We start from the raw sequence: 18,627 nt of genomic DNA, 5'->3' as shown, positions 1-18,627 counted from the left end.
GCTGCTCCCGGGACATCCAGCCCCATTTCTTTATAATCGGCGATTAAAAGAAGTCGCTCTGTATGAACCCGAAGTCCATCAATTCAGCATCTTTGACAGGGTTGAAAGAATCGAGCTTGTTCTTGGCGGTCAGCGGGGTCGGAGGACTGCGTAATGCATTGGTTTTGTCGTATCCGGGGCCGACGATGGCGAAGACAATGCCGTTCCAGCCTTTGACAAAGTCATCATGGGTGTAGCGTTTGTGACCTAGAACCGGATCTCCGATGTAAACCCAATTCTTGTCCGAACGCTGCAGCACCACGAAATGCTTGTAGCCGCGAATTTCCAACAGTACCACCACCGGGATCGTGACTGCTTCGAGCTTCTCCGGCGGAATCTTGTAACCTCTGGCGCGCATGCCGATGCTTTCTACGTAGCGCTTCATGTCCAGCATGGAAAACCCTTGAGTACGAACAAGGTCCTGATCAGCGTTGACCAGCATGCCTTTGATGATGTGCTCCTCATCGACGTCGAGCCAATAGGCCTGGCGCAATACCGTGGCCAGTGCGGCGGCGCCGCAACTGAAATCGGTTTTCTGTTCGACGATGTCGGCAAACTTGCGTTCACGAATGCTTTGCACGTCCTTGTAGACGAGCACGCCGCCGGGCAGGGCAGCGATAGGCATCTGGGCAGCCTGGGTCAGGCCGGACAGGCAAAGCAGAGCGAGAAGGGCAGTCTTACGCATGATCGATACGCCTTTGCGGACTGAGGAAAAGCCCCGTTTCCGGGGCTTTCGTTTCGATCGCGATTACATGCAGGCTTTGCAACCTGCAGCGATGGACAGCGAGTTGCTTTGTTGGTTGCCCACACCCGCCGAGACGTTGGCTCCGCCGTTGCCGGAGAAGTTGTTCATCGAGTTGGTCATGTTGGCATTGTTGACGACAGGCGTTTTCCAGCCATCTTTGGTCAGCACTTGCTGAGTGGTGACCCCAGCGAGGCCAAAGGTACCCACGGCTTCGAACTTGGCTTTCTGGTCATCGTTGCCGCCGTGGCCGCCGCCACGGTTACCCCAACCGCCATGGTTGTCGTCTTCGATGGTTGCAGTGCCTTTGGCTTTAAACACGCCAGCGGCCGCGTAGGTGCCGGTAAGGGTGTCGGTTTTGTAGGCCTGCACGCCTTTGTTTTCTACAACCAGGCCAGTAGAGGACTGATTGGCGGACGCGGCGGCAGTGGCTACGCGGCCACCGGATACGGCGATCGCCAGGTTGTTTTTCTGCTGGTTGAAGTTGCCGGAGGACACGTTGATGCCGATGTTGCCGGAACCATTGTTGCCTGCGTTGTTGAGCGTAGCGTTATTGAAGGTCGACGAGTTTTTCACATAGTTGTTGTTGTTGACTTGAGTTGCACTGGAGGCAGCAACTGCAGTGCCGAAAATGAAGCTTTCATCGGCGGTAGCCAAGGCGGCGGCGTTGTCTTGCTGGTTGCCGTCGCCGGCAGCAACGTTGGCGCCCATGTTGCCGTTAGAACCATTGAGCGAGTCGCTGGCGTTGGCGTTGTTGAGAGTGCCCTGGTTTTTCACCACGTTGCCGTCGCTGTTTTGTTCGTCGAGCACTGCCGCCCCGGCACCTGCGCCGATCTGCAGAAGCTGTTCCAGGGTTGGGCCTTTTGGTCCATGGTTGTCATGACCATTGCCGTGCCCGTTACCACGATCATTACCGCCAGCCTGAGCGGCCATTGCCATTACTGCTGCAAGTGCGAAAACCAGAGGTTTGAGAGCCATTGTAGGTTTCATGGTGTTTCTCCGTCGTGCTTATTAGTTGGTTAAGTGTTGGTACTTTCTAATTGCACTGCTTTTGTTGTTTGGGTCAGTCAGCGACCCGGATGCTCAGGGTGTTAGCCATACGGTTCCCCACCCCGGCACTCTGGTTCACCTGAATCACCCCTCGGCTGCCGGTGAAGGCCTGATCACTTGTCGTGACCTGGCGACTGCCGGGTGAGGTGCCAGTTGCTCCTGAGCTCGGTAAAAGCGCCACGTTCTGTTGCGACAGGGCGCTGTCGTCAACGCTTTGCGGGGCAGCACTGATGCTGATGCGCGTCACGTTGGCCATCTGGTTGTTGGCCCCGGCGCCCTGGTTCACGCCCAGAATCCCGTTGCCATTACTGAAAGAGGTGCCGCCGATGGTGGCGCTGGCGTTCATCGAAGGGTTGGCGGGGGTATCCAGCTTTTGCCTGACAATGGTCGTGGCGCTGGCATTGGTGCCAATGGCGATCGCCTTGGTGTTGGTCTGTTGCATCTGGTCGCCGGCGGCCTGGTTGACGTTGAAGTTGCCGCGGTACTGCATGCCACTGTTCTGGATGTCGGCGTTATTCACGGAGCCTGGATCGGCCATGGCGCTGGCGCAGCCGAAGAGGGCAAGCAGCAGAAGGGAACGATTCATCTCATTGACCTCCGGCCATGCGGGTCAGCGGAGCAAGACCTGAACTCATCGCACGGTTGACGGTGTTGGAAATCGAACCGCCCGCGCCACCGCCGTGACCGCCGCCCATGCCGGGCAGGCCGTTGGGATTGGTCAGGGTGTTCATGCCAGGCATGTTGGCGGTGGGTGTGGTGATATTGCCGCGAATCGAAGAGCCACTGGCTACACTGGCAAATTCACCGTCATCGAGCTCGGTGCTGGTCATCGCTTGATTGATGCGAGCCGAAGGGTTGGCATTGACTGTGGTCGGGTAGGGGTCTTTGCCACCGCTGCGCCCGATGGGAATGGGCTGGACGTCGCGGTTGAGAACGATCACGCCATTGCCTTCGGCCTGGACGTTGAAACTGATGAATGTGCTGGCGGCTGATCCAATCAGCAGAAGGCAGGTCAGGCCTTTATTGATATTCCCCACGGCGGCAATTCCTTCTTCAGTGGGCTGGCTCTTGTCAGCGTTGGGAAGGAGAGAGCGAAAGCTGTGCCGCTTTTGAGTTGTTGTTGATTTTCAATGGGTTGGCGATGCGCCGTGCAGCGCTGATACAAAAGCTGTTTCAGCATTGAAACAGTCGGGCAGGCAGCCACACGGTCAAGGGCGGCGCAAAGCTCTGGAACAGGGGTTTGCCGAAGACTGTTTCACTGACGTAACAGATGTTCTGACAAAACGATGAAGGCCATTGAACTCGCAGCTTTGCGCTGAGGGAGGTGTTTCAGGAATGGACACTTTCGCCCTGAACGGAGCTATTCGATGGATCAATCAGCCAATAACCGCGCGACGTCGTCAAAAGCCTGAACGCGGCGTTGATCCCAATCGCCCTGAATGATCTGCAACGGTTGCCCGTGCTGTTCCAGCCAGTCGCGGGTGGCCTGAAAGAACGCCATGCGTTCGCTCAGTTGTGGCTGGCAGCGTTGGCCGTCGTCGGTCCAGTCGATCTGCTCCGGCGACAGCAGCAGGTGCAGGTCGTAATGCCGCGCCAGCAGCTCGGGTTCCAGCCATGCCGGGCAGGCGCCAAACAGGGTCTGGCTCCAGAGGATGTTGCTCAGCAAATGGGTATCGAGAATCAGCAATGGCGGTTGCTGCGCCCGTGCCTGATCTTCCCATTGCAACTGCCCACGGGCGATAGCGGGGATGTCGTTGAGGCAGGTATCGCGTGGATTCTGCTCGATGAACCAGCGCACGTATTCGTCCACTCGCAGGCCGCCAAAGCGCGCCTGAAGGCCAGCGGCCAGCCAGCTCTTGCCGGTGGATTCCGGGCCGGTGAGAACAACTACCTTCATCGCTGCAACGCCGGATCGGCGCGCCATTCGCGCCAGCCTTGCAGCGCAATCAGGGTGAACAGGGCATACAGCGCTGCGGTGAGGTACAGACCCTTGTACAGGAACAGACCGACGAAAATCACATCCAGCACGAACCACAGCGCCCAGCATTGCAGGCGTTTTTGCGCCATCCACAATTGCGCGACGAGGCTGAACGCGGTCAGTGCGGCATCGAGCCACGGTTGTGCGGCGTCGGTCCAGTGGGCCATGGCCGCGCCCAGCAGCAGGCTGCCGAGTGCGCCCACACTCAGGCCGAGCAGAATCGAACGCTGATCCAGGCGCGTGACTTCACGTCCGTCGTGCATCGTCCCGGCGCGGGTCCATTGCCACCAGCCGTAGACTTGCAGCGCGGCGTAAATCACTTGCAGCAACATGTCCGAATACAGCTTCACGTCATAGAAGATCCAGCTGTAGAGCAACACCATGACCAGGCCGATCGGCCAGCACCACGGATTCTGTTTGACCGTCAGCCACACGGCGATCACACCGAGGGCGGCGGCAAACAGTTCAAGCCCGGACATGGGGGTTCCTTGAGGGAGTTGAGGAGGGAGCGGATTGTACCGAAAAACCTGTAGGAGTGAGCCTGCTCGCGATGGCGGTGGTTCAGCCACTCTGTGGTTGACTGATACGACGCTATCGCGAGCAGGCTCACTCCTACAGGGGAACGGTGTCAAACGCGGAACTGGCGCAACAATTGGTTCAACTGCTCGCTCAACTGCCCCAGCTTCACGCTCGCCACACTCGACTGCTCGGCCGCCAGCGCCGTGCTGTGAGACAGGCCGGCCGCCTGCGTGACGTTCTGGTTGATGTCCTCGACCACATGCGCCTGTTGCAGCGTGGCGCTGGCAATCGAAGCGTTCAGGCCGTTGAGATTGCGCAGGGCCTGGCCGATGGCGTTGAGGCTGGCACCGGCGAGGCCGGCCTGTTCGATGGTCAGTTGCGAGGCCTTGCTGCTGTCGCCGATGACCTTCACTGCGGCTTCGGAATGATTCTGCAAGCGTTCGATCATGCTCTGGATTTCCGCTGTCGACTTTTGCGTGCGCTGCGCCAGCAACCGCACTTCATCGGCCACCACCGCAAAACCTCGGCCCTGTTCACCGGCGCGGGCCGCTTCGATGGCCGCGTTGAGCGCCAGCAGGTTGGTCTGCTCGGCAATCGAGCGGATCACCTCCAGCACACTGCCAATCTGCGTGCTCTCCGCCGCCAGGGTGCGAATTACTTCGACCGCCTGATCAATGGTCGCGGACAACTTGTCGATCTGTTGCAGGCTGCCGTCGATGTTGATCTGACCCTGCTGGGCCTGAGCTTCGGCATCGCGCATTTCAGCGGCAGCATGTTCGGCGTTCTTCGCCACATCCTGCACGCCATAGGTCACTTCGTTGATCGCGGTCGCCACCAGTTCCATCTGCTGCGATTGCTGCTGACTGCGCTGCTGAGCCTGAGTCGCATCGTTGCCCAGTTCGCTGGACGACTGGCCCAGGGCACTGGCCGAAACCTGCAGGTCACCGATGACCCGGCGCAGCTTGGCGGTAAAGGCGTTGAAGTGATGCGCCAGTTGCGTGACTTCGTCCTGGCCATGGGTATCGAGGCTGCGGGTCAAATCGCTTTCACCGCTGGCGATATTGGCCATGGCGTTCACGGTTTCCTGCAACGGACGGACGATGCTGCGGGCAATCAATATCACCAGCAGGGCCATGATCAGCGCGATGACCAGGCCGATCACCGAGGCCTTGATCAACTGAGCGCGGAACTCGCTCTGCACATCATCGACGTAAACCCCGGAACCGAGCACCCAGCCCCACGGCTCGAACAGTTTTACGTAGGAAGTTTTCGCGACCGGCTCGCTGGCACCGGGCTTGGGCCAGCGGTAATCGACCATGCCGGCGCCTTTGCTTTTGGCGATCGCAACCATTTCGTTGAACACCGCGAAACCGTCCGGGTCGCGGATCGCCGAGAGGTTCTGGCCTTCGAGTTTGGGGTTGGTCGGGTGCATGACCATCACGGGGGTGAGGTCGTTGATCCAGAAGTAATCGCTCTGGTCGTAACGCAGGCCACGAATGGCGGTCAGCGCCTGTTTCTGTGCGGCGTCGCGGGTCAGAGTGCCGTTGGTTTCCAGGTCGTGGTAGTAACTCAGCAGACCGCTGGCGGTCTGCACCACATGCTGGGTTTTCTGTGCCTTGGCGTGATACAGGTCATCGTGAATCTGCTTGAGCATCAACACGCCCAAGGTCAACAACATGACCACGGCCACAATCAAAATGAGCCACAAGCGTCGGCTGATCGACACACTGCGCAAGCTGTTCATAACGCTGTCACTCCGATTTCTTTTTCTTGTAATAAATCAACGCCAGCATCCAACCACGTTTGAGTGGTCGGGCATACGCGACCCAAGTCGTATAACGCCGCTGCACTATCAAGGCTTGTCTGTTAGGATTTCGGCCCCGTGCGTGAAAACCTGAATCCAAGTTGATATTTCACGGAATTTTGACCGTTCCGTGTGGATCCTGTGCGCGCGGAATCGGTACAGCTACGCTGAACGCAGTGAACGTTAGAAAAATATTATCGGGGCATGCCCGCGTGCATCGCTCTTTGGGGGATTGATGGATCTTTGGACCGCCTTGCAGGCGCTGATTCTTGGAGTTGTAGAGGGGCTGACGGAGTTTTTGCCCATTTCCAGTACCGGACACCAGATCATTGTTGCCGACTTGCTCGAGTTCGGTGGCGAACGAGCCATGGCGTTCAACATCATTATTCAGCTTGGCGCGATCCTCGCGGTGGTCTGGGAGTTTCGCCGCAAGATTCTCGACGTGGTGATTGGCCTGCCCACCCAGCCGAGTGCACGGCGTTTTACGGCCAACCTGCTGATCGCGTTTCTGCCGGCGGTGGTATTGGGGGTGATTTTTGCCGACCTGATTCACCAATACCTGTTCAACCCGATCACCGTCGCGACCGCACTGGTGGTGGGCGGCGTGATCATGTTGTGGGCCGAGCGTCGCCAGCATGAGGTGCACGCCGAAACCGTGGACGAGATCACCTGGAAGGACGCGCTGAAAGTCGGGTTCGCCCAGTGTCTGGCGATGGTTCCTGGCACTTCGCGGTCGGGCTCGACGATCATCGGTGGTCTGCTGTTCGGCCTGTCGCGCAAGACCGCGACAGAGTTCTCGTTCTTCCTGGCGATGCCGACCATGGTCGGTGCAGCGGTGTACTCGGGTTACAAATATCGAGATCTGTTCGTGCCGGCGGATTTCCCGGTATTCGCCATCGGCTTCGTCACCGCGTTCATCTTCGCCATGATCGCCGTGCGCGGTCTGCTCAAGTTCATCGCCAGCCACAGCTACGCGGCGTTCGCCTGGTACCGGATCGTTTTTGGTCTGGTGATTCTGGCGACCTGGCAGTTCGGCTGGGTGGACTGGTCGGCGGTCAAACCATGAATGATTCCCGCGCGCGCCGCCCGGATGGACACGCGTCCCGTGGCGGTATTCAACATCTGAAATTGAAACTGGCAGTGCTGCTGATCGTCTGCGCCTTGCCACTGTTTGGTTCGCTGTCGATGTGGCTGCGCGGGATCTCGCTGGTGCCGTTGACTGCTTATGGCGTGGTCAGCGTGCTGGCGTTTTTCATGTACTGGGCGGACAAACGCAAGGCCCGCGCCGATGCGTGGCGCACGCCGGAGAACATTCTCCATGCCCTGGAACTCGCCGGCGGCTGGCCGGGCGCGCTGATCGCCCAACAGGTATTCCGGCACAAGACGCGCAAGGTCTCGTTTCAGATTCTGTTCTGGGTGATTGTGGCGCTGCATCAGGTGTTCTGGATCGACCAGCTGTTTCTCGGTTCGAACCTGCTTTCATTGTTCTGAAGCAACACAAGAAACCCTGTGGGAGCGGGCTTGCTCGCGAATGCGGTGTGTCAGACAACATATTCGTCCATTGGCACACCGCTTTCGCGAGCAAGCCCGCTCCCACCAAAGGCAAAAGCTAAAGCAACAATCCAGCCTGGGTTTTCTTCGGCAACTTGCCCACCACCAACTGATGCGAACGCTGCAGCAATCCCTGCAATTCCTCCGCGCCCAGCGGGTAGGGCCGGTGCATGATGATCCACTGCGCCCGCGCCAGATACGGCGCCGGGTGAATCCCCGGGCGGTCGCAATGGCCGAGAAACAGGTCCTTGTCGACCTTGAACGCCAATGAATCCCCGCGCAGCCCTTGCAGGGCGAACATCTTGTTGCCGGCAATCGAGAACACCCGCACGCCGCCCCATTTGTAATCCTCCCGTGCACCTGGCAAGGCGAGGCAGAAGGCGGCGACGTCCGCCTCGTTCATCTTTCCCTTGTTCATAACAGTCGCTCCCCGCACGCATTGAACGATTCGACCAGGTGATCGATCCACGCCCGCACCGCCGGCATCACCCCGCGCCGATGCGGATACACCGCCTGCAACCAGCCGCCGGGCAACGACCACTCGGGCAACAGTTGCACCAGGGCGCCGCTCTCAAGGTCGGCTTCGCAATACATCATCGGCAGCAGGGTAAACCCCTGGCCGGCGAGCACACAGGCCTTGCGCACGATGAAGTCATCGATGCCCAGGCGCGCCTCCATGTTCAGTTCGACGCTGTTGCCCTGTTGATCAAGCAGACGCACGTGGACCATGCGATCGGCTTCCAGTGCGCCGAGCACCGGCAGCGACTTCAGATCTTGCGGCTGGCTGATGGTCTTGCCCTCGACAAAGGCCGGACTGGCCACCACGACCATTTGCGCCTGGCGCAGACGGCGGGTGACCAGCAACGGATCTTCATCGCCGAGTTCGCGCACACGCAGCGCAACGTCGAAGCCTTCAGCGACCAGATCCACCCGGCGGTTGAGCAACACCACCTCCAGTTGCACCTGAGGGAATTTGCCGAGGAATTCGCTGATCACCCATGGCAACATTTCTCGCGCCAGACCCGTGGGACAGGACACCCGCAAGCGGCCGCGTGGCTCGCTGGACATGCTGGCGACCGCTTCGTCGGCCATCTCCGCTTCCAGCAACATCGCCTGACAGTGACGCAAGTAGCGCTCGCCAACCGCGGTCAGGTTCAACTGGCGCGTGGTGCGTTGCAGCAGGCGGGCGCCGAGGCGCTCTTCGAGTTCGGCAATGCGACGGGAAAGGCGGGATTTGGGAATGCCCAGCAAACGCCCGGCTGCGGCGAAGCCACCGGCCTCGACCACTTTGGCGAAATAGTAGAGATCGTTGAGATCCTGCATGAAAAGTCCACCGTTCTATCAGTGGGACGAACTATCGCATTGTCGGCGGCTAATCAGCTATTGGTTTCTTCCGTAGGATTGTCTCCATTCCGTCGCCGCCGGCGATTCTTTACAGGAGATTCCACATGAAACTGCTGCACATCGATTCGAGCATTCTGGGCGACAACTCCGCTTCCCGTCAGCTGAGCAGCCAAGTTGTCAAAGCCTGGCAAGCCGCCGAGCCTGCTGCTGTCGTTACCTACCGCGACCTGGCCGCCGACGCCATCAGCCACTTCTCGTCGACCACCCTGGTGGCTGCCGGTACCACCGCTGAACTGCGCGACGCCGCACAACAGCACGAAGCCGAGCTGAGCGCCTCGACCCTGGCCGAATTCATTGCTGCCGACGCCGTCGTCATCGCCGCGCCGATGTACAACTTCACCGTACCGACCCAGCTCAAGGCCTGGATCGACCGCGTCGCCGTTGCCGGCCAGACTTTCCGTTACACCGAAGCCGGCCCTGAAGGCCTGTGCGGTGGCAAGAAAGTGGTGATCGTCTCCACCTCCGGCGGCATCCATGCCGGTCAGGCGAGCGGCATCGCCCACGAAGAATATCTGAAGCTGGTACTCGGCTTCCTCGGCATCACCGACATCGAAATCGTCCGTGCCGAAGGTCTGGCCTACGGTGATGAAGTGCGCAACAACGCGATGAGCGCTGCTCAGGCGAAGATCAGCGAGCAACTGTTCGCCGCTGCATAAGCATTGCGTAAAGACCAGCTGCGGTTCAGGTAGCCCCTCAAAAAAACTCTGTATTCTGGTTCTGCAAGGGCCTGATGCGGAGTTTTTTGTTTCTGACTGTTGCATAATCTGGCCCGGGTTATGCAGTCAAACGATCAACGTCTGAGTGCAGCGCTGCGCCGGATTACCGAACCACCGGGTTTCGGGCGTGTCGCAGCACAAAGGATCATTCGATTGAGTAACACAGGGTGGGCCATCCCATGATGCGTCTTTGTGCAGCGTTACTGATGTGCCTGTTCGGCAGCGTTAATTCAGTGCATGCCGCGCCGGGGCGACACCCTGTCTGGAGTGTCGGTTACCACGAGATGACGTTCCTTGATCCGCTGGATCTGCAACCGATGCGCGCCATCGCCTTCTATCCCTCCAGCGACCGCGAACACAGCAGCCTGCTTGAGGGTTACACCGTCGAGGCAGGCGCTGACACCAAGGTAGCGATCGGTCGCTTTCCGATGCTGATGCTGTCCCACGGCAACACCGGCACGCCGCTGGCGCTGCATGACCTCGCCACCTCGTTGGCGCGCAAGGGGTTTGTGGTGGTCGCGGTGATTCATCCCGGCGACAACTCCAAGGACCACAGCCGCCTCGGCACCCTGAGCAATCTGTATGGGCGGCCGATCCAGATTTCCGAAGCGATCACCGCCACCCTCGGCGACCCGATGCTTTCGCCATTCATCAACGCTGATCAGGTCGGGGTGATTGGCTATTCGGCCGGTGGCGAAACTGCTTTGATCCTCTCCGGCGCGCAGCCGGATCTGGATCGCCTGCGCCGGTACTGCCAGGAGCGCCCGGACGACCATGATGCCTGCAACACCCAGGGCGAGTTGATTGTCGACCGCGATGACCTGCAGCCAGTGGCCGATCCGCGCGTGCATGCGCTGTTGCTGATGGCGCCGCTGAGCCTGAAATTCGGCCGCAGCACTCTGGCGGACGTGCATGTGCCGGTGCTGCTGTACAGCGGCGACGGCGACAAACTGGTGGCCTTCGACAAAAACGCCGCCGCGCTGGCGCGCAAGCTGCCGACCGCACCGGACTTCAAATTGCTGGCCGGGGCAGGGCACTTCGTATTCATGGCGCCGTGCAACGAAGAGCAGATCCGCGCCATGCCGGCGCTGTGCACCGACGCTGACGGCGTGAACCGCGAAGATATCCATCGCAACCTGATTTCCGAAGCCGGGCAGTTTTTTTCTCGAACGCTGGGCAAGCCGAACCGCGCGGGGATGCAGACCGCAGATCAATAAACGACTCAATTCCCCCGTGGGAGCGGGCTTGCTCGCGAATGCGGTGGGTCAGTCAATGTAGATAGCGACTGATCGACCGCCTTCGCGAGCAAGCCCGCTCCCACAGTGATTTGTACGAAACTTCAGGACATCGAGCGGCGCTTGAGCAACAAGGTCAACCCCAGCCCGATCACCGACAACAGCGCCGCACTGAAGAAAATCCACGCATACCCCAGATTCAACGCCACTGCGCCCATCAACGGCCCGGCAATCGCCAGTGCCAGATCGAAGAACACCGCATAAGCCCCCAGCCCCGAACCACGGCTGGAGCTGGGCACCTGCTTGATCGCCTCGACCCCCAGCGCCGGATACACCAGCGACAAGCCAAACCCGGCCAGCCCTGCGCCAATCAGGGCGAACGCGGTGGAGGGTGCCAGCCACAACAACACCAGCCCGACGGTCTCGATGCTCATGCAGGCAATCGCCGAATTGAAGCCGCCAAAACGGCTGATCGCCGAGATGAACAGCAGCCGCGACACGATGAAACACACGCCGAATACCGTCAGACAATACGCCGCGCCGCTCCAGCCACGGTTGAGGTAATAAAGGGTGATGAAGGTGGTCAGCGTGCCGTAACCGATCGACGCCAGAGTCAAACTGGCCCCATACGGTGCAATCCGCCCGAACACCGCCCAAAAAGGCAGCCGTTCGCCGCGCACCACCGGCACCGAAGGTTTATTGCGGATCAACACCAAGGCGCCCGCGGCTAATATCGACAAGGCAATGCCCAGGCTGGCAAAGCCGTAGTCGGCGACCATCACCACGCCCAGTGGCGCGCCAATCGCTATTGCGCCATAGGAGGCAATGCCGTTCCAGCCGATCGACCTCGCCGTGTGCTCGACGCCGACCTGGCCCATGCACCAGCTGATGGTGCCGACGCCGATCAAGCCCTGCGCAACGCCGAGCAGCAGCCGACCGATGATCAGAATGATCAGGCTCGGCATCGGGAAAGCCTGCAACCGCGTGGAGATCAGCGTCAGCAGCCCGCTGAGCACAATCCCCGACAAGCCATAAACAATCGCCCGTTTAGTGCCCAGCGTATCCGACATGCGCCCGGCCATCGGCCGACTGAGCAGGGTGGCCAGATATTGCGAACCAATGACCAGCCCGGCAACGATCGCACTGAACCCCAATTGCTCATGAACATAGCCGGGCAGCACCGCAATCGGCAGGCCGATGCACAGGAAGGCGACAAAGGTGTAGAAGACGATGGAAACGATCTGCAGGGTGATCGCCAGGGAGCTTTGCGGAGGCTGTTGCTGCGCAGACATTTGGACTCGTTCGCGGGCGGCGGTGGGAGAGTCGGCATCATGGCTTGGCGTTGAAATAAAAGGAAGCAGGCTAACTAATTTACTTGGAGTCGGTGGTGTTTCTGAGGGCCTCTTCGCGAGCAGGCTCGCTTGTATGTTTAGACTTGAAGGGGTGGGCGGGACTACAGACTCGATTCTGACTCTGACCAGTACAGACCGTGGGAGACTTCTCGTCCCGCCCCTTCTACCCAAAGCGCCAATAAGGAATTCATCGGTAAACCGACGACAGAGACAAGCCAGCGCAACGGTAGACCCCAACAAGCTCTTAAACCCTAGCTCCGAGGATTCGTCATGACAATCCTTACTTCGCAGACGGTTGTTGGTATCGATATCGCCAAGGCCGAAATCGTTGTCTATCGCGCCGACTTGGAAACTATTGAAGCGGTCAAGAATGATCGTGCCGCCCTCAAACGTTGGCTCAAAACTCTGCCCGCGCAAAGCGCTATCGCTGTCGAAGCCACCAATATCTACCATTTGGAGACTGTTGATCTGGCTCATGCGATGGGACATCAGGTCTATGTGGTGGATGCTTATCGAGTCAGCCACTATCGTCGCGGTGTCGGTCAGCGAGCCAAAAATGATCCCTGCGATGCACGTGTGCTCGCACGCTATCTGACGAATGAACAAAGCAAACTGCGGCTTTGGAATCCGCCTCCTAAAGCCTACACCGTACTGAAAAGCTTGCTGCACAGACGCGCGACGCTGATTCAGAACCATACGGGTCTGATGTTGAGCTGGGCCGATGAACCCTTGCTGAAAAAAGAACGTACGGCTCAGCAAAAGGCATTCGAGCGATCCGACAAGGTCATTCAAAAACTGCTGCGCAAAGTCAGCAAAGAGGCCGGTATTGATGACAATATTGACCGCTGCAAAGCAATCGAGGGCGTGGGAGAGCTGACTGCAACTGGGTTGGCAACGACCTATATGCGCGGTGACTTTGCCAACAGCGACGCGTTCATCGCGTTTTTGGGTATGGATCTGACGGTGGACGATTCGGGGAAAAAGAACGGCCCGAGGTTCCTGAGCAAAAAAGGAGATCCGGAGATCCGTCGATTAGCCTACAACGCCGCAATGGCGGCGTGTCGCTCAACCAAGTGGAAGCCTTTTTACGAGTCTTACCTGGCCAGAGGCTTCTCGAAAACACAGGCATTGGTAGCTCTTGCTCGCAAGCTCTGCCGAGTGGCATTCACCCTGATGAAGAATCAGGGCGAATACCGATCAGTTTGAGATTCTAGGGTTGCTGAGCAACATAGAATCTCCCACAGGGGGACTGCATTCCAAAATGTGGGAGCGGGCTTGCTCGCGAAGGCAGTCGAACCAATAAAGCTTTCGCCCCTGAAATGCAAAAAGCCCTGTCACAAGGACAGGGCTATTCTTCAAGCCTGCAGCGATTTAGAACACCACACCCTGACTCCGCAGGTAGTCATCATAGGTGCCGCTGAAGTCAGTCACGCCATTGGCGCTCAGCTCGATGATGCGCGTGGCCAGGGACGATACGAACTCACGGTCGTGGCTGACGAAGATCAGCGTGCCCGGGTAGTTTTCCAGCGCCAGGTTCAGCGCCTCGATCGATTCCATGTCCAGGTGGTTGGTCGGTTCGTCCATGATCAGCACGTTCGGCTTTTGCAGGATCAGCTTGCCAAACAGCATGCGGCCTTGCTCACCACCGGAAATCACTTTGACCGACTTGAGGATCTCGTCGTTGGAGAACAGCATGCGGCCCAAAGTACCGCGAATCATCTGCTCGCCCTGTGTCCACTGACCCATCCAGTCGAACAGCGTCACGTCGTCTTCGAAGTCGTGCGCATGGTCCTGAGCGTAGTAGCCCAGTTCTGCGGCGTCGGTCCACTTGACGCTACCGGCATCCGGGGTCAGTTCGTTGACCAGGGTGCGCAGCAGGGTGGTTTTGCCGATACCGTTCGGGCCGATGATCGCTACGCGCTCGCCGGCTTCAACCTGGAAGCTGAAGTCCTTGAACAGTGGCTTGCCGTCGAAGCCTTTGGCCATTTTTTCGACCATGACCGCCTGGCGGTGCAGCTTTTTGTTCTGCTCGAAGCGGATGAACGGGCTCACGCGGCTGGAAGGCTTGACCTCCGCCAGCTGGATCTTGTCGATCGCCTTGGCGCGGGAAGTGGCCTGTTTGGCTTTCGAGGCGTTGGCCGAGAAGCGGCTGACGAACGATTGCAGCTCGGAAATCTGCGCTTTCTTCTTGGCGTTGTCCGACAGCAGTTGCTCGCGGGACTGGGTCGCCACGGTCATGTACTCGTCGTAGTTGCCCGGGAACAGGCGCAGCTCGCCGTAATCCAGGTCAGCCATGTGCGTGCAAACGCTGTTCAGGAAGTGACGGTCGTGAGAGATGATGATCATCAGGCTGTTACGCTGGGTCAGGATGTTTTCCAGCCAGCGAATGGTGTTGATGTCCAGGTGGTTGGTCGGTTCGTCGAGCAACAGCACTTCCGGATCGGAGAACAGTGCCTGCGCCAGCAATACGCGCAGTTTCCAGCCTGGCGAGACTTCGCTCATCGGGCCGAAATGCTGCTCCAGCGGAATACCCAGACCCAGCAGCAGTTCACCGGCACGGGATTCGGCAGTATAGCCGTCCATCTCGGCGAACTCGGTTTCCAGCTCGGCCACGGCCATGCCGTCTTCTTCGCTCATTTCCGCCAGCGAGTAGATGCGATCGCGCTCGGCCTTGACCTTCCACAGCTCTTCGTGACCCATGATCACGGTATCGATCACGGTAAATTCTTCGTAGGCGAACTGATCCTGGCGCAGCTTACCCAAGCGCACGTTCGGCTCGAGCATGACCTGACCGCCGGACGGATCGAGGTCGCCGCCGAGGATTTTCATGAAGGTCGACTTGCCGCAACCGTTGGCGCCGATCAGGCCGTAGCGGTTGCCCGCGCCAAATTTGACCGAAACGTTTTCGAAGAGCGGCTTGGCGCCGAACTGCATCGTGATGTTAGCTGTGGAGATCAATTGCTTTACCTATCAATGGGTTGCGAGCCGCACATTTGGCGCTTGGGCCATTTCTGGGGCATTTTGGAGCTTTTTCTTTTCGACCCGATCAGTGCTGGCGGTAAGCCGGCAGGCGTGGGGCGAGAGCAGCATCTGGACGCGGTGTCCAGGCTGTTGGGCAATAAAGGCGGGATTCATGCCAGACATTGCGCGCATTGTCGCATAAGTCATGCGGCAGTTGTATGGCAGACGCTAATGAACCTGAAGGCTGTTGCGTAACGGTGTTCATTGCCGCGCAAGGCTGAGGTCGGCCCGGGCTACTGGCTTGTCCCGCGCTTGGAGCAATCAAGGGAGCAACCAAAACCAGCAACATCGTCTACATTTCAAACAGGAATGTCTCATGAGAGGACGGTCATGTTTAAAACACGATTACTTGTTGCGTCTGTTACTTGCATGGCTTTGGCGGTGAGCTCAATAACCGCACTGGCCGATCCGGGAAATGGCAATGGTAATGGCAAAGGGAACGGCAAGGGCGGCTCCCAGAACAGTCAGGGTCACGGCAATCAGGGTGGCAAAAACAAAGGATCCAACTCGGGCAATCGGGACTATGCACCAGTGATCGATCGAAGCGGTGTGCTGGGCGTGCTCAACGGCTACAGGGACTACTGGAGCCCCGGTCCGGCACTGCCTCCCGGCATTCAGAAGAATCTGGCGCGCGGCAAGCCGTTGCCGCCGGGTATCGCCAAAAAACTGGATGGGCGACTGGCGGGGCGCCTGCCTCATTACGATGGCTACGAATGGCGGCAGGCGGGCACGGACTTGATTCTGGTAGCCATTGCGAGCGGGCTTATTTACGAAGTGCTGAATGGCGCTTTCGATTAATCGGTTGCCGGTTTTAAGGCAGCGTCTCCAGCAAAGGCCGCGCCGAAGGTCAGGTAACGGATCATGACGGCGGGGCCCTTAGGCAGCATGGCGTCCATGGTCAACCTATTGGGCGCGTCCACGTCTTCGACCCTGGGCACGGCATAGCGACCCTCGGCCGAAGCGTATTCCAACGTTTGTTTTTGCTCTGTGTCAGCACTCCTGCACCTGCACGAGCGTATTGTCGCGCCTGCCGTTTGGCAGATTCTGCGGACAGTTTTTAACAGATCAGGTTCACCATTGGTTACAAAGTATGGCTAAAATGCCATCCGATTACCCAATAGCCGCTAACGGCATGGGCTCAAGGAAGTGCCACCGGGATAGTATCTGTATTCATGCCACTGCATAGACCCTGGGCCTCTGGCCGGCAGGCGCGCAGTTTGTTCACTTTTGACGTGTGACGATTTCCGTGAAACTCATCATTGCCGCTATTTATGTCATTTCCATTGCATACGTTCACCTTCGTGGTCGTGTGCGCCACAAACTGGGCCGGCAGTTGAGCGATCACTCGACGTTCCTGGCGCCGATCAACTGCTTCCTGTACCTGTTTTCGAAGAAGCCGAACAAAGCGTATCTCGATCCGTCGGAGTTTCCGGACCTGAGCCCGTTGCAGGCGCATTGGGAAGAAATTCGCCAGGAAGGTCAGGACCTGCTGCGTGCCGGTGAGATCAAGCGTTCCAATCAGTACGATGACGTCGGTTTCAACTCGTTCTTCAAAACTGGCTGGAAGCGTTTCTACCTCAAGTGGTACGGCGACAGCCATCCGTCGGCGATGAAACTGTGTCCGCGCACCACAGAACTGGTGCAGAGCATCGGTTCGATCAAGGCCGCGATGTTCGCCGAACTGCCACCAGGTTCGAAACTGGTTCGTCACCGTGACCCGTATGCGGGTTCGTACCGCTACCACTTGGGTCTCGACACGCCGAACGATGCCGGTTGCTACATCAATGTCGACGGCGAGAGCTACCATTGGCGCGACGGTGAGGCGGTGATGTTCGATGAGACTTACATCCACTACGCCGAAAACACCACCGACAAAAACCGCATCATCCTGTTCTGCGACATCGAACGCCCAATGAAATATCGCTGGGCAGCGGCGTTCAACAGCTGGTTCAGTCGCACCGTGATGTCGGCGGCGGGTGCACCTAACGATGCGGGCGACCGTACCGGCGGGATCAACCGCCTGTTTACCAAAATCTACAAAGTGCGACTGCGCGGCAAAGAGCTGAAAAAGCGCAACCGTACGCGTTACTACATGGAAAAGTGGGCGATCTTCGGCGGCTTGCTGGCGATCTTCATCTTGATCTGATGGCTGTACCGCGCCTGTTTATGCCATCGCCAGCAGGCTGGCTCCCACAGGGAATGTGAATTCAGGAAAGAATGCATTCCAACTGTGGGCGCCGCTGGCAATGAGTCTCTCAAAGCCAACCTGTCAGCTTCCTGACAGGAACCGGATATGCTTACTCTCCCGAAGCCTTTTTGGTCTTTCTCGCCGGGGCTGCCTTACTGGCAGGCTTGTCCTTTGCCTTCGCTTTGGCCGGCGCCTTACCGCCCAGGCTGCGTTTAAGCAGTTCGGTCAAGTCGATCACATCGGCAGATTTGCGCTCCTCCTCGCCACCCACGGTTTCAACATCCTCAATCTTGCCTTCATGGGCCTTTTTCTCGACCAGTGCCATGATCTTGTCTTCAAACTCGTCCTTGTAGTCCTCCGGGCTCCAGTCACCGCTCATGTCCTGCACCAGACGTTTAGCCATGTCCAGCTCGCCCTTGGCCAGTTGCGGCTTGGTCACCTCGCTGCCCAGTTCCAGTTCGTCGAGGCCGCGTACTTCCTGGGGCCAGCGCAGTTTGACCAGCACCAGCGCCGATTCCAGCGGCATCAGTGCCGCCAAGTATTGCCGAGTGTGCAGGACGACGCGGGCGAGGGCGACCTTGTTGGTTTTGCTCAATGTTTCACGCAGCAGGGCGTAGACCTTGCCACCACGTTTGTCCGGGGCCAGGTAATAAGGCGTGTCGATGTTCTGTAGCGGAATCTGCTCGGCGTCAACGAAGGAAAAGATGTCGATGGTCTGCGTCGACACCGGGTGCGCCGAGCGGATTTCTTCCTCGCTGAGCACTACGTAGCGGCCCTTTTCGTAGGCCACGCCTTTGACGATGTGTTCCTTGGTGACTTCCTTGCCGGTGACCTTGTTCACCCGTTTATAACCCACCGGGTCCATGCTGCGGCTGTCCAGCCAGTCAAAGTCCACACCGTGCGAAGACGTTGCCGACACCAGCGCGACAGGGATATGAACTAGTCCGAAACTGATCGCGCCTTTCCAGATTGCCCGAGCCATGGTGAGTCCTCCGCGAGTGATGTTCAGGTGACCTGCAGCTTGTGGC

General features: G+C 58.7%; 19 protein-coding genes. 7 read left to right on the top strand and 12 right to left on the bottom strand.

Annotated elements, in window-relative coordinates:
* Positions 1-43 precede the first annotated feature (43 nt).
* The 7 genes from ACS4NR_RS08665 to ACS4NR_RS08635 form a co-directional block, all read right to left on the bottom strand.
* Positions 44-724: a C39 family peptidase gene (locus tag ACS4NR_RS08665; RefSeq protein WP_095136083.1), complete on the bottom strand. Its 681-nt coding sequence runs from the start codon at positions 722-724 to the stop codon at positions 44-46.
* A 63-nt stretch (positions 725-787) separates the two neighbouring features.
* Complete coding sequence (locus ACS4NR_RS08660; RefSeq protein ID WP_095136081.1) at positions 788-1,771, bottom strand: heme utilization protein; 984 nt, start codon at positions 1,769-1,771, stop codon at positions 788-790.
* Between the two features lie 73 nt (positions 1,772-1,844).
* Positions 1,845-2,417, bottom strand: coding sequence for an adhesin (locus ACS4NR_RS08655; protein ID WP_095136079.1), 573 nt, complete (start codon positions 2,415-2,417; stop codon positions 1,845-1,847).
* A gap of 1 nt (position 2,418) precedes the next feature.
* Complete coding sequence (locus ACS4NR_RS08650; RefSeq protein ID WP_047598518.1) at positions 2,419-2,868, bottom strand: hypothetical protein; 450 nt, start codon at positions 2,866-2,868, stop codon at positions 2,419-2,421.
* Between the two features lie 335 nt (positions 2,869-3,203).
* A complete protein-coding gene (locus tag ACS4NR_RS08645) occupies positions 3,204-3,728 on the bottom strand; it encodes an AAA family ATPase (protein WP_456019725.1) in 525 nt (174 codons plus the stop codon).
* A complete protein-coding gene (gene pnuC / locus ACS4NR_RS08640) occupies positions 3,725-4,288 on the bottom strand; it encodes a nicotinamide riboside transporter PnuC (protein ID WP_095136075.1) in 564 nt (187 codons plus the stop codon). The genes ACS4NR_RS08645 and pnuC overlap by 4 nt, the downstream gene beginning before the upstream one ends.
* A gap of 149 nt (positions 4,289-4,437) precedes the next feature.
* Positions 4,438-6,072 (bottom strand): methyl-accepting chemotaxis protein, encoded by a 1,635-nt coding sequence (locus ACS4NR_RS08635; RefSeq protein ID WP_456019723.1) that lies wholly within the window; start codon positions 6,070-6,072, stop codon positions 4,438-4,440.
* Between the two features lie 295 nt (positions 6,073-6,367).
* On the opposite strand from ACS4NR_RS08635, the gene ACS4NR_RS08630 reads away from it, so the two are divergent.
* Together ACS4NR_RS08630 and ACS4NR_RS08625 are read left to right on the top strand one after the other, a co-directional pair.
* The gene (locus tag ACS4NR_RS08630; protein ID WP_456019722.1) at positions 6,368-7,198 is read left to right on the top strand and encodes an undecaprenyl-diphosphate phosphatase; all 831 of its coding nucleotides are present in this window, start codon (positions 6,368-6,370) and stop codon (positions 7,196-7,198) included.
* Positions 7,195-7,623, top strand: coding sequence for a DUF1294 domain-containing protein (locus ACS4NR_RS08625; protein ID WP_095136069.1), 429 nt, complete (start codon positions 7,195-7,197; stop codon positions 7,621-7,623). Before ACS4NR_RS08630 ends, ACS4NR_RS08625 begins: the two co-directional genes overlap by 4 nt.
* A 118-nt stretch (positions 7,624-7,741) precedes the next feature.
* On the opposite strand, the gene ACS4NR_RS08620 is transcribed toward ACS4NR_RS08625, so the two are convergent.
* Together ACS4NR_RS08620 and ACS4NR_RS08615 are read right to left on the bottom strand one after the other, a co-directional pair.
* On the bottom strand, positions 7,742-8,101 hold the full coding sequence (locus ACS4NR_RS08620; RefSeq protein ID WP_456019721.1) for an MmcQ/YjbR family DNA-binding protein: 360 nt from the start codon (positions 8,099-8,101) through the stop codon (positions 7,742-7,744).
* The gene (locus tag ACS4NR_RS08615) at positions 8,098-9,006 is read right to left on the bottom strand and encodes a LysR substrate-binding domain-containing protein (protein ID WP_095136065.1); all 909 of its coding nucleotides are present in this window, start codon (positions 9,004-9,006) and stop codon (positions 8,098-8,100) included. The genes ACS4NR_RS08620 and ACS4NR_RS08615 overlap by 4 nt, the downstream gene beginning before the upstream one ends.
* A 125-nt stretch (positions 9,007-9,131) precedes the next feature.
* Here ACS4NR_RS08615 and ACS4NR_RS08610 point away from each other — a divergent pair, with 125 nt between their 5' ends.
* On the top strand, positions 9,132-9,743 hold the full coding sequence (locus ACS4NR_RS08610; RefSeq protein ID WP_456019720.1) for an FMN-dependent NADH-azoreductase: 612 nt from the start codon (positions 9,132-9,134) through the stop codon (positions 9,741-9,743).
* Positions 9,744-9,982: 239 nt separating this feature from the next.
* Complete coding sequence (locus ACS4NR_RS08605) at positions 9,983-11,020, top strand: alpha/beta hydrolase family protein (protein WP_115984783.1); 1,038 nt, start codon at positions 9,983-9,985, stop codon at positions 11,018-11,020.
* 122 nt (positions 11,021-11,142) lie between these two features.
* On the opposite strand, the gene ACS4NR_RS08600 is transcribed toward ACS4NR_RS08605, so the two are convergent.
* Entirely contained in the window at positions 11,143-12,330 is a 1,188-nt protein-coding gene (locus tag ACS4NR_RS08600) for an MFS transporter (protein ID WP_456019718.1), read from the bottom strand.
* A gap of 330 nt (positions 12,331-12,660) precedes the next feature.
* On the opposite strand from ACS4NR_RS08600, the gene ACS4NR_RS08595 reads away from it, so the two are divergent.
* Positions 12,661-13,596, top strand: a complete 936-nt coding sequence (locus ACS4NR_RS08595) for an IS110 family transposase (protein WP_103369841.1) — start codon at positions 12,661-12,663, stop codon at positions 13,594-13,596.
* A 165-nt stretch (positions 13,597-13,761) separates the two neighbouring features.
* Here the strand turns inward: ACS4NR_RS08595 and ACS4NR_RS08590 are convergent, their stop codons facing one another.
* Positions 13,762-15,348, bottom strand: coding sequence for an ABC-F family ATPase (locus tag ACS4NR_RS08590; RefSeq protein ID WP_095136059.1), 1,587 nt, complete (start codon positions 15,346-15,348; stop codon positions 13,762-13,764).
* 393 nt (positions 15,349-15,741) lie between these two features.
* Here ACS4NR_RS08590 and ACS4NR_RS08585 point away from each other — a divergent pair, with 393 nt between their 5' ends.
* Positions 15,742-16,209, top strand: a complete 468-nt coding sequence (locus ACS4NR_RS08585; RefSeq protein WP_456019717.1) for an anti-virulence regulator CigR family protein — start codon at positions 15,742-15,744, stop codon at positions 16,207-16,209.
* A 448-nt stretch (positions 16,210-16,657) separates the two neighbouring features.
* Positions 16,658-17,557: a lipid A hydroxylase LpxO gene (lpxO, locus tag ACS4NR_RS08580; protein WP_095136757.1), complete on the top strand. Its 900-nt coding sequence runs from the start codon at positions 16,658-16,660 to the stop codon at positions 17,555-17,557.
* 151 nt (positions 17,558-17,708) lie between these two features.
* Here lpxO and ku read toward each other — a convergent pair whose 3' ends face one another.
* Positions 17,709-18,581: a non-homologous end joining protein Ku gene (gene ku / locus ACS4NR_RS08575; protein ID WP_096796557.1), complete on the bottom strand. Its 873-nt coding sequence runs from the start codon at positions 18,579-18,581 to the stop codon at positions 17,709-17,711.
* Positions 18,582-18,627: the final 46 nt, after the last annotated feature.

Source organism: Pseudomonas sp. JQ36 (genome assembly GCF_053851495.1).
Note: the sequence above shows the minus strand (reverse complement) of the source record. Positions and strands in the feature narration are given on the sequence as shown.